This is a genomic window from Acidiphilium sp. C61 (assembly GCF_905116885.1).
GTDB lineage: Bacteria > Pseudomonadota > Alphaproteobacteria > Acetobacterales > Acetobacteraceae > Acidiphilium.
The window spans coordinates 1,995,409-2,006,124 of record NZ_CAJHNI010000005.1; the positions used below are offsets into that span (position 1 = coordinate 1,995,409).

General features: G+C 65.9%; 12 protein-coding genes. 9 read left to right on the forward strand and 3 right to left on the reverse strand.

What is annotated here, in order from left to right; genetic code table 11:
- Positions 1–89: 89 nt before the first annotated feature.
- A complete protein-coding gene (rpmI, locus tag HUW10_RS12185) occupies positions 90–293 on the forward strand; it encodes a 50S ribosomal protein L35 (protein WP_012040415.1) in 204 nt (67 codons plus the stop codon).
- 13 nt (positions 294–306) lie between these two features.
- Positions 307–663, forward strand: a complete 357-nt coding sequence (rplT, locus tag HUW10_RS12190) for a 50S ribosomal protein L20 (RefSeq protein ID WP_174503753.1) — start codon at positions 307–309, stop codon at positions 661–663.
- Positions 664–667: 4 nt separating this feature from the next.
- On the opposite strand, the gene HUW10_RS12195 is transcribed toward rplT, so the two are convergent.
- From HUW10_RS12195 to HUW10_RS12205, 3 genes are all read right to left on the reverse strand, one after another.
- Positions 668–1,720: a glycosyltransferase family 1 protein gene (locus HUW10_RS12195; RefSeq protein WP_174503754.1), complete on the reverse strand. Its 1,053-nt coding sequence runs from the start codon at positions 1,718–1,720 to the stop codon at positions 668–670.
- Positions 1,704–2,531 (reverse strand): UDP-2,3-diacylglucosamine diphosphatase, encoded by an 828-nt coding sequence (locus tag HUW10_RS12200; RefSeq protein ID WP_174503755.1) that lies wholly within the window; start codon positions 2,529–2,531, stop codon positions 1,704–1,706. Before HUW10_RS12200 ends, HUW10_RS12195 begins: the two co-directional genes overlap by 17 nt.
- 107 nt (positions 2,532–2,638) lie before the next feature.
- Positions 2,639–3,058 carry a ketosteroid isomerase-related protein gene (locus tag HUW10_RS12205; RefSeq protein ID WP_174503756.1) on the reverse strand — a complete coding sequence of 140 codons (420 nt, stop codon included), beginning with the start codon at positions 3,056–3,058 and terminating at the stop codon, positions 2,639–2,641.
- Positions 3,059–3,178: 120 nt separating this feature from the next.
- Between HUW10_RS12205 and HUW10_RS12210 the strand changes: the two genes are divergently transcribed.
- The 7 genes from HUW10_RS12210 (at position 3,179) to HUW10_RS12240 (ending at position 10,385) form a co-directional block, all read left to right on the forward strand.
- Positions 3,179–4,183, forward strand: a complete 1,005-nt coding sequence (locus HUW10_RS12210; protein WP_174503757.1) for an NADP-dependent oxidoreductase — start codon at positions 3,179–3,181, stop codon at positions 4,181–4,183.
- 160 nt (positions 4,184–4,343) lie between these two features.
- Complete coding sequence (locus HUW10_RS12215) at positions 4,344–5,102, forward strand: ABC transporter ATP-binding protein (RefSeq protein WP_174503758.1); 759 nt, start codon at positions 4,344–4,346, stop codon at positions 5,100–5,102.
- On the forward strand, positions 5,095–5,787 hold the full coding sequence (locus HUW10_RS12220; protein ID WP_174503759.1) for an ABC transporter ATP-binding protein: 693 nt from the start codon (positions 5,095–5,097) through the stop codon (positions 5,785–5,787). The genes HUW10_RS12215 and HUW10_RS12220 overlap by 8 nt, the downstream gene beginning before the upstream one ends.
- A gap of 21 nt (positions 5,788–5,808) precedes the next feature.
- A complete protein-coding gene (locus HUW10_RS12225; RefSeq protein WP_174503760.1) occupies positions 5,809–7,044 on the forward strand; it encodes an ABC transporter substrate-binding protein in 1,236 nt (411 codons plus the stop codon).
- A 30-nt stretch (positions 7,045–7,074) separates the two neighbouring features.
- Positions 7,075–7,962 (forward strand): branched-chain amino acid ABC transporter permease, encoded by an 888-nt coding sequence (locus HUW10_RS12230; RefSeq protein ID WP_174503761.1) that lies wholly within the window; start codon positions 7,075–7,077, stop codon positions 7,960–7,962.
- Positions 7,962–8,897, forward strand: a complete 936-nt coding sequence (locus HUW10_RS12235) for a branched-chain amino acid ABC transporter permease (RefSeq protein WP_174504862.1) — start codon at positions 7,962–7,964, stop codon at positions 8,895–8,897. The genes HUW10_RS12230 and HUW10_RS12235 overlap by 1 nt, the downstream gene beginning before the upstream one ends.
- A gap of 6 nt (positions 8,898–8,903) precedes the next feature.
- On the forward strand, positions 8,904–10,385 hold the full coding sequence (locus HUW10_RS12240) for an amidase (protein WP_174503762.1): 1,482 nt from the start codon (positions 8,904–8,906) through the stop codon (positions 10,383–10,385).
- The last annotated feature ends 331 nt before the right edge of the window (positions 10,386–10,716 follow it).

The window sequence follows — 10,716 nt, forward strand, 5'->3', positions numbered from 1 at the left end:
ACCAGGTCGCGAGACCGGGCCTTTTTGGCATGCCCGGCCGCACGCCGCGCCCCCGGTCGAGACCGGGTATGGACGAGAAGGAGTATGAAATGCCGAAGATGAAGACCAAGTCGTCGGTCAAGAAGCGGTTCAAGATCACCGCGACCGGCAAGGTGATGGCGGGCCACGGCAACAAGCGCCACGGCCTGATCAATCGCTCCCAGAAGATGAAGCGCACCAACCGCGGTACGATGGCGCTGCCCGAGCAGGACGGCAAGACCGTCAAGCAGTGGGCCCCCTACGGTCTGGATTGAGGAGCGATAGAGCATGGCACGCGTCAAACGGGGTGTGACGACCCACGCCCGTCACAAGAAAGTTCTCAAGCAGTCCAAGGGGTTTGTCGGCCGCTCGTCGACCAATTACCGGATTGCGCTCGAGCGTCTCGAAAAGGCGCTCCGCTACGCCTATCGCGACCGCCGGAACAAGAAGCGCGAATTCCGCGCGCTCTGGATCCAGCGCATCAACGCCGCCGTGCGTGAGCAGGGCATGACCTACAGCCAGTTCATCGCCGCCCTCAAGGCCGCGAATATCGAGCTGGACCGCAAGGTGCTCGCCGCGATGGCATTCGATGATCCCGCGGGTTTCACCGCGATCGTCGAGGCGGCCAAGGCCGTCCGCGCGTAAACAATCAATCTGGTGCCGGTCCGTCGAGGCGGATCGGCACCAGGTGATGCATGAACAGCGCCGCGCATGACGCCCAGTCATGCTGCTCTGCGAAGCGCCGGCAGTCAGCACGGTCGAGCTGCAGGGCCTTCTTTGCCGCCGCCCCCAGATCCTCATCCAGAATCCCGACCTCCGGCGTCTCGCCGCCGATGATATCGGCCGGTCCGGGAACCGGGAACGCCGCAACCGGCGTTCCGCTCGCCAGCGCCTCCAGCACGACAAGGCCGAACGTATCCGTCCGGCTCGGAAAGACGAAGACATCGGCGCTCGCGAACAGCGCTGCGAGATCCGGCCCCTGCCGCGTGCCGAGAAACACGGTGCGCGGCCCGGCGTAACGGCGTTCCAGCGCCGCGCGCGCCGGCCCGTCGCCGACCACGAGTCTCGTGCCCGGCAGGTCCAGATCGAGAAAGGCGGGCAGGTTTTTCTCCACCGCGAGCCGCCCGACCGACAGGAAGATGGGCCGCTCATAGGGCAGATCGACCGCCCGCGACGGGTGGAACAGCGCGGCATCGACCCCGCGCGACCAGAGTCTGGTGTTGACAAAGCCCCAGCGGCGCAGCTCGGCCGCGATCGAGGCGGTGGCGACCATCGTGCCCGCGCCGTGGCGATGGAACCGCCGCAGCCACGCGTGCGACAGGCTGAGCGGCAGGCCGGTCCGCGCCGCGAGATATTCGGGGAACCGGGTGTGATAGGCGGTGGTGAAGCGCCACCCGCGCGCGCGCGCCAGCCGCAGCGCCGCGATGCCGAGCGGCCCCTCGGTCGCGATATGCAGCGCATCGGGTGCAAAATCGTCGACCATCCGGCGCAGAAGCCGGCCCGGTGCGACCGAGAGCCGGATTTCGGCATAGAACGGGCAGGGCAGCGTCATGAACCGGTCGGGCCCGATGACGACGACCTCCTGGCCGTCGCGCCGCAGCTCGTCGGTCAGCATCGACAGGGTGCGCACGACGCCGTTCACCTGAGGGTGCCAGGCGTCGCTCACGATCATGATCCGGGCAGGCTCAGGCAGGAGCGACATCCATCGCGCCCGGCTGCACGACGGCGCCGCGGGGGGCAAGGAAGGACAGCCGGTTCAGGGCGGCCCAGTCGAGCAGTTCGAGCCGCCCGTCGTGATGTTCGACCAGCGCCGTGCAGCTCTCCACCCAGTCGCCATCGTTGATGTAGCGAATGCCGTTCACCACCCGCATCTCGGGGTGGTGGATATGGCCGCAGACCACGCCGTCGAACCCGCGCGACGCGGCTTCGGCCGCCAGCGCGACCTCGAACCGGTCGATCGCCTTGACCGCCCCTTTCACCTGGCGCTTGAGGTAGGCGGAGAGCGACCAGTACGGGTAGCCGAGCCGCGCGCGCGCGACATTGAACCAGCGGTTGAGGACCAGTGCCGCGCCATAGGCCCAGTCGCCCAGCACGGCGAGCAGCCGCGCGTAGCACACCACGGAGTCGAACTGGTCGCCATGGATGATGAGCAGCCGTTCCCCCGCCGCGGTGACGTGCTCCGCCTCGTCGGCGAAGCGGATCCCCGCGATCTCGAGGCTGAGATGAAGATAGCGCCGCACGGCCTCGTCGTGATTGCCGGGGATGTAGGTGACCTTGGTGCCGGCGCGGGCGCTGCGGAGCAGCTGCGTCACGACATCGTCGTGGTGCTTGTCCCAGTACCATCCGCGTTGCAGGCGCCAGCCATCGATGATGTCGCCGACGAGATAGATGTGTTCGGCGCTGGTCCTGCGCAGGAAATCGGCGAGGAAATCAGCCCGGCAGCCGCGCGTGCCGAGATGGGTGTCCGAGATGAACACGCTGCGATAGCGTGTGATCGCGCCGGGGGCTGTCATGCCCGCTCACTACGGCAGGCGGGCGCGCCGCTCCTAATGAAACTCTGGTGACAGATCCACGATCTTTACAAAGCGATGACGATTTTCGCGGGCTCTGCCCAGCCGGTTCAGGCGCCGATCTGGCGCAGCCAGTCCTGCAAATTGTAATAATTGGAAACGCGGGCGATCTTGCCGCCGCGCACCTCGAAGAACGCCCCGGCCGGCAGGACATAACGCTGGCCGCGTGCCTCCGGCAGGCCCGGGTCGGTTTTCAGGTACTCGCCGTGAACCACGAATTCGGCGGCCGCCCTGCTGCCATCCGCGGAGGCGAGGATGACGATGTCCGTCAGATGCTCGCGGTAGGAGACGTCCATGTGGTCGAGAAACGCCGCGAACGCCGCCCGCCCGGTTTCCCGCGCGCCCTGGTTGATGTCGTGCGCCACGTCGTCGGACAGCAGGTCGAGCATCGCCCGCGCCTGGCCGCTGTTGAACGCGGCGTAATAGGCGCCGATCAGCGCGGTCGTCGTCTCGGCCGGGGTCTTCTGCATGGTCTTCAATTTCCCTGTGGTCCCGAACCATTCCAGACTTCCGGCGCCACTTCAAGATTTCGCACCCTTGCCGTCATACCGCTGACGGCCTAACCTTTACGTCAATATATGGAGCGAAACATGAGCCAGCCCGAATCCCGCCAGTTCCGTCTGATCCGCCGCCCCGTCGGCCTGCCGAAGCGCGATGATTTCGAATATCGCGTCGAGCCGGCGCGCAAGCCCGAGGAGGGCGAGATCATGGTCGGCGTCGAATACATCTCGCTCGACCCCGCGATGCGCGGCTGGATGAACGAGGGCAAGTCCTACATCAAGCCGGTCGGGCTCGGCGAGGTCATGCGGGCCGGCGCGGTCGGCACCATCATCGAGAGCCGTGCGGCGGGGTTTGCGGCCGGCGATGTCGTCACCGGCCCGTTCGGCGTGCAGAGCGTGGCGACGATCGCCGCGAAGGATTGCCTGAAGGTCGACCCGAGCCTGGCGCCGAAGCCGCTGTTCATCTCCACCCTCGGCATGCCGGGCATGACCGCGTATTTCGGCCTGCTCGCGGTCGGCGAGCCGAAGGCGGGGGAGACCGTCGTCGTCTCCGCCGCCGCCGGTGCCGTGGGCGCGCTGGTGGGGCAGATCGCGAAGATCCAGGGGTGCCGCGTCGTCGGCATTGCCGGTCGCGAGGACAAATGCCGCTACATCGTCGACGAACTCGGGTTCGACGCGGCGATCGACTACAAATCCGAGAGCGTGCCCGAGCGGCTGCGCGAGACCTGCCCCAACGGGATCGATGTCTATTTCGACAATGTCGGCGGGCAGATCCTCGATGACTGCCTGGCCCGCATCAACCTGCGCGCCCGTATCGTGATCTGCGGCGCGATTTCCCAATACAACAGCACCACGCCGGTGCGCGGGCCGGCGAACTATCTTTCGCTTCTGGTGAATCGAGCACGCATGCAGGGCATGATCGTGTTCGATTGGGCCGATCGCTACCCCGAAGGCATGCAGGCGATGGCGGGGTGGCTGCGGCAGGGAAAGCTGAAAAGCCGTGAAGATATCGTGGATGGCCTGGAAAATTTCCCGGAAACACTTCTGAAACTTTTCAGCGGCGACAATTTCGGAAAACTCATAACGAAAGTGTGAAATCATCACTGGCCGCGTTCAGGCTCTTGCGTGGGCGCGGCCGATATGCCACGAGGCCGTCACAATTCAGTGACCGGCCCGGCTGGGGCCGACGAGGGGAAAATGTCGTTTATCGTCAAATCGGCCCCCGCTCTCGTGGCGGCAGGGTATCGGTCGATCCATGGCCGATAACATACTCGAGGCGCGCGGTCTGGCGAAGGGTTTTCGCGGCTTCATGGCCGTGCAGGACGTCGACCTGTCGATCGAGCGGGACAGCATTCACGCGCTGATCGGTCCGAATGGCGCGGGCAAGACCACCTGCTTCAACCTGCTGACCAAGTTCCTGCAGCCGAGTGCCGGCAAGATCACATTCGAGGGCAAGGACATCACCGACCTGAAGCCGGCCGATGTCGCCCGCCGCGGCCTGGTGCGCAGCTTCCAGATCTCGGCGGTGTTCGGGCACATGAGCGCGCTCGAGAACGTGCGCGTCGCGCTGGCCCGCTCGCGCGGCGGCAATTTCGATTTCTGGCGCAGCGAACGCGCACTTTCGGTGTTCAACGACCGCGCGCACGAACTGCTCTACGATGTCGGGCTGTCGGACAGTGTCGAGGTGCCGGCGGCGGAACTCTCCTATGGCCGCAAGCGCGCGCTGGAGATCGCGACCACGCTGGCGCTCGATCCGAAGCTGATGCTGCTGGACGAGCCGACAGCCGGCATGACCGAGGCGGACGTGGCGCGGATCGTGGCACTCATCCGCCAGATCCGGAAGGGCCGCACGATCCTGATGGTGGAGCACAATCTCTCCGTCGTCTCCGGCCTGTCGGACCGGATCACGGTGCTGGCGCGCGGCCGCGTGCTGGCCGAGGGCGATTACGCCAGCGTGTCCACCAACGAGGCGGTCATCACCGCCTATCTCGGCTCGGAGCACGCCGATGCTTGAAATCGCCGATCTCAACGCCTGGTACGACGAGAGTCACGTTCTGCATGGCATGAAGTTCGAGGTGCGGGAGGGTGAATGCGTCACCCTGCTCGGCCGCAACGGTGCCGGCAAGTCGACGACGCTGAAGGCGATCATGGGGCTGGTGCCGAAGCGCACCGGCAGCATCCGCTTTCGCGGCGCCGAGCTGATCGCCGCCCGCCCCGACATCATCGGCCGCGCGGGCATCGGCTTCTGCCCGGAAGACCGCGGCATTTTCGCCGGGCTGACGGTGGAGGAAAACCTGATGCTGCCGCCGGTGGTCGCACCCGGGGGCATGAGTGTCGCCGATATCCACGAGCTGTTCCCCAATCTGCGCGAGCGCGCGAAAAGCCCGGGGACCAAACTTTCGGGCGGCGAACAGCAGATGCTGGCGATCGCCCGCATCCTGCGCACCGGCGCCAAGCTGCTGCTGCTCGACGAGCCGACCGAGGGGCTTGCGCCGGTCATCGTCCAGCAGATCGGCCACATGATCGCGGAGATCAAGCGCCGTGGCTTTACCGTGCTGCTGGTGGAGCAGAATTTCCGCTTTGCCGCCAAGCTTGCTGACCGGCACTACCTCGTCGAGCACGGTCAGGTCGTGGACATGATCCCGGCCAATGAGCTCGCCGCCCGCGCCGAGTCGCTCAACCGGCGACTTGGTATCTGAACCTCAACGAAGGAAACATCCATGGACCTGAGCAGAAGAAACCTTCTCGGCGGCGCCGCCGCCGGCGTTGCAGCGGCCTCGCTGCCCGGCACGCGGGCGCGCGCGGCCTCGGCCAAGAAGCTCAAGATCGCCGTCGTCAGCGATTTCTCCGGCCCCTATCGCGACATCGGCGGCCCGACCTCGGTTGCGTGCGTCGAGCAGGCGATCGCCGATTTCGGCGCCAAGCAGAAGGGCTATGACGTCGAGGTGATCCGTGGCGACCACCAGGAGAACCCGGGTGTCGGCACCGCGCTGGCCCGCCGCTTCTACGACCAGGGTGCGGACCTCGTGATCGACGTCCCGAACTCCGCGATCGGCATCGCCATCGAGGGCGTCGCGCACGACAAGAACCGCGCCTACATCAACACCAACTCCGCCTCCTCCGACATCACCGGCAAGTTCTGCAACGCGCAGACCGTGCACTGGACCTACGACACCTACATGCTGTCGCACTCCACCGGCGGCGCCATCGTGAAGTCGGGCGGCAAGAAGTGGTTCTTCATCACCGCCGACTATGCGTTCGGTCACCTGCTGCACGAGCAGACCGCCGCTGTCGTGAAGCAGATGGGCGGCCAGGTGCTCGGCAACATCAACTATCCGTTCCCGACCACGACCGACTTCTCCTCCTACCTGATCCAGGCCCAGGCCTCCGGCGCCGACGTGCTCGGCCTCGCCAACGCGGGCAAGGACACGGTGAACTCGATCAAGCAGGCGCATCAGTTCGGCCTGAACAAGAAGATGCACATTGCCGGCCTGCTGATCTTCCTGAACGACGTGCATGGCATGGGCCTCGAGATCGCGCAGGGCCTGACGCTCACCGAGAGCTTCTACTGGAACCTGAACGACCGCACCCGCGCGTTCATGAAGCGGGTCAAGCCGCGCACGCCGGACAACTATCCCTCGATGGGCCAGGCCGGCAGCTATTCCGGCACGCTGCACTTCCTCAAGGCCGTCGATGCCATGAACAACATGAAGGACGTGAAGAACGGCGCCGCCGTCGTCGCGCAGATGAAGAAGATGCCGACCGACGACGATGCCTACGGCAAGAACTACATCCGCGAGGATGGCCGCTTCATGTGCCCGGCCTACCTGTTCCGCGTGAAGTCGCCGTCCGAGAGCAAGGAGCCGTGGGACTACTACGATCTCCTCGCCACGACCCCGGCGAAGGAAGCGTTCATGCCGATGGCCGCCGAAGGCTGCCCGCTGGTCAAGGCCTGAGATCAAGCCCGCCATGAAGAGACACACGTCATGCTGATGATCCTCGGCAAGCCGGCGCCGCTGCTGTTCGGGCAGCTGCTGCTCGGCATCATCAACGGCTCGTTCTACGCGATGCTTTCGCTCGGGCTGGCGATCATTTTCGGTCTGCTGAACGTCATCAACTTCGCGCATGGCGCGCTCTTCATGGTGGGCGCGTTCGTGACCTGGGGGCTCCTGCATTATCTCGGCATCGGCTACTGGCCGGCGCTGGTGCTGGCCCCCGTGATGGTTGGCGCGTTCGGGCTCGGGCTCGAACGCACCCTCATCCGCTTCACCTACAAGCTCGACATTTTGTACGGCCTGCTGCTGACCTTCGGCCTCGCGCTGGTGCTGGAGGGGCTGTTCACCAACGCCTATGGCAGCTCGGGCGTATCCTACGGGGCGCCTGACATCCTGTCCGGCACGCTCAATCTCGGCTTCATGTATCTGCCGGTCTATCGCGGCTTCGTGGTGGCCGCGGCAATCATCATCTGCGTGGCGGTCTGGTTCGTGATCGAAAAGACCAGCCTCGGCGCCCTGCTGCGCGCCTCGACCGAAAATCCCGCGCTCGTGCAGGCCTTCGGCGTGAACGTGCCGCGGGTGATCGCGCTGACCTTTGCCGCCGGCGTCTCCCTCGCGGGGCTGGCGGGCGTGCTCGCGGCGCCGCTCTATTCGGTCAATCCGGGCATGGGCACCGACCTGATCAACACGGTGTTCGCCGTTGTCGTGATCGGCGGCATGGGCTCGATCGGCGGCGCCATCATCACCGGCTTCGGCCTTGGCATCATCCAGGGCTTTACCGAGGTCTATTATCCGGCAGCATCGTCCGTCGTTGTCTTCGCGGTGATGGCTGTCGTGCTGCTGGCCCGTCCGGCCGGCCTGTTCGGAAGGGCGGCATGATGTTCGGTTTCACCCGCGCCCAGGCGATCGGCTTCGTCGTCATGGCGGCGATCCTCGCCGTCGCGCCCTTCGTCGTCTATCCGATTTTCGTCATGCAGGTGATGTGCTTCGCGCTCTTCGCGATGGGGGCGAACCTGCTGATGGGTTATACCGGCCTGCTCTCGCTCGGCCAGGCTGCCTTCTTCGGCATGGGCGGCTATGTCGTCGGCTACATGATCCAGACGATGCACGCTTCCACCGAAGTCGGGCTGATCCTTGGTGGGCTCACCGCCGCGGCCATCGGCGTCGTGTTCGGCTGGCTCGCGATCCGGCGGCAAACCATCTATTTCGCGATGATCACCCTCGCCCTCGCGCAGCTCGTCTATTTCTTCGCGGTGCAGGACACGAGCTTTACCGGCGGCGAAAACGGCATCCAGAACATCCCCCGCGGCAACCTGTTCGGCAGCCTGCCCCTGCACAACGACCTGCAGCTCTACTGGCTGGTGTTCGGCGTGTTCATCGCCGGCTTCCTGTTCGTCCATCGGGTGATCCACTCGCCGTTCGGCCAGGTGGTGAAGGCGATCCGCGAGAACGAGAGCCGCGCCATTTCGCTCGGCTACAAGGTCGAGCAGTATAAATGGGTCATCTTCGTGCTGTCCGCGGCGCTGGGTGGCATTGCCGGCGGGCTGAATGCGCTGGTGGTCCGCATCGCCACGCTCACCGATGTCGGCAACGCCACGTCCGGCCTGGTCGTGCTGATGGTTCTGGTCGGCGGGATCGGGACGGTGTTCGGCCCGCTCGTCGGTGCCGCGATCATCGTCGCCATGCAATATTATCTCGCCAGTTTCAGCGACTGGGTGACGGTGATCCAGGGCGTGATCTTCATCGCCTGCGTGCTCGCCTTCCGCCGTGGCGTTGCCGGAGAGGTTGCATCCTGGCTCAAATTGTCCCTTTGATGGGGCATGCAGGCTGAACAACTCGGAACTCACGACGCAACATCCCTCGCCGCCCTGATCAGGGGCGGCGAGATCACGGCGGAGGAGCTGCTCGATGCAACCCTCGCCAGGATCGACGCCAGCGAACCCCGGCTGAACGCCATCGCCGCCGATCTGCGGGACCGCGCCCGCCGGCAGATCGCCGCCGGATTGCAGGGGCCTTTCGCGGGCGTTCCCTTTCTCCTCAAGGATCTCGCGCAGGAGTACGAAGGCGCGCCGATGACGATGGGCGCCCTGCCGCTGCGGGGCAATGTCGCCGCCCGGTCCTCGCATTTCGTCGAACGCTGCCTCGCCGCCGGGCTGGTGATCGCCGGGATGACGACGGCGCCGGAACTCGGCCTCAAGGCGACCACTGAAACCCGCCTTTACGGCGCGACCCGCAATCCGTGGAATCCCGGCCATACGCCGGGCGGATCGTCGGGTGGATCGGCCGCCGCGGTTGCCGCCGGCTACGTTCCGATGGCCGGCGCGGGCGATGGCGGCGGGTCGATCCGCATTCCCGCCTCCTATTGCGGGCTGTTCGGGCTCAAGCCGTCCCGCGGGCGAGTCTCCTCGGGTCCGATGGCCGGCGAGATGTGGGATGGCGCGGTGGCGGACCATGTGCTGACCCGCAGCGTTCGCGATTCGGCCGCCATGCTCGACTGTCTCGCCGGCACGGCGGTGGGCGATCCCTTCATCATCCCGGCGCCGGCGCGCCCCTTCGCCGCTGAACCCGGTGCCGATCCGGGCCGGTTGCGGATCGGCTTCTCAATCCGCTCGCCGATCGGCGGGCGGGTCGCGCCGGAGATCGCCGAGGCTGTCGCGGCCACTGCCCGCCTGCTCGAATCCCTCGGCCACATCGTCGAGGAGGCCGAGCCCGCGATCGACGGCAAGCTGCTCGCGCGCTGCTACATGGGCATGTATTACGGCCAGGTCGCGGCAATGCTTGCCCGGCTCCGGCGCGAGCATGGCAGCCGCGACCGGGATTTCCACCCCGACACACGGGCGATCGCCGCGATCGGGCGGGCGATGTCCGCCGGCGCCTATGTCGAGCTGCGCGAGCATTGGAACGGGTTCGCCCGCGCGCTCGGCGCGTTCTTCACGACATATGACCTCTATCTCACGCCGACCACCGCACTCGGCCCCGCAAGGATAGGCGAGCTCGACTCGCCGGCCCCCATCCAGGCCATCTCCCGGCTGATCAGCCGGGCCAATGCCGGTGGCCTGCTGATTCGCTCGGGCGTTGTCGAAGGGCTCGCCTTCCAGAATCTCGAACGCACGCCCTTCACCCAGCTCGCCAACCTGGCCTTCGTTCCGGCCATGTCGGTGCCGCTGCATCAGGGGGCCGACGGGCTGCCGATCGGCGTTCAGTTCGTCGGCCGCACCGCCGATGAAGCCACGCTGCTCCGCCTCGCCGCGCAGCTGGAAGCGGCATCGCCCTGGGCCGGCCGGCGGCCGCAAGGCAGCTGACCGCGCCGCGCCAGCGCCTTGACCAGACCGGCTCCGTGGCCGACATTTGGGGCATCAACGTGACAGGGCACGACATCTGATCCGACAAAGATGCTCTGTTTATCAATGTGGTAGAGCACTCCATCCGATCCATCAGGATCGGAAACTGCTCTAGAGCATCATCCGATCAGATGGAATCATCTGATCGGATAAAGATGCTCGACTTATCAATATGCTAGAGCACTACATCCGATCCAATCGGATCGGAAAGTGCTCTAGCGGCCCACACCGTGGTCGAAGGATCGGCCTGCCGTTTCCGGGCGTCGTCTGCTCGCAGTCTCCCGCAACGGCA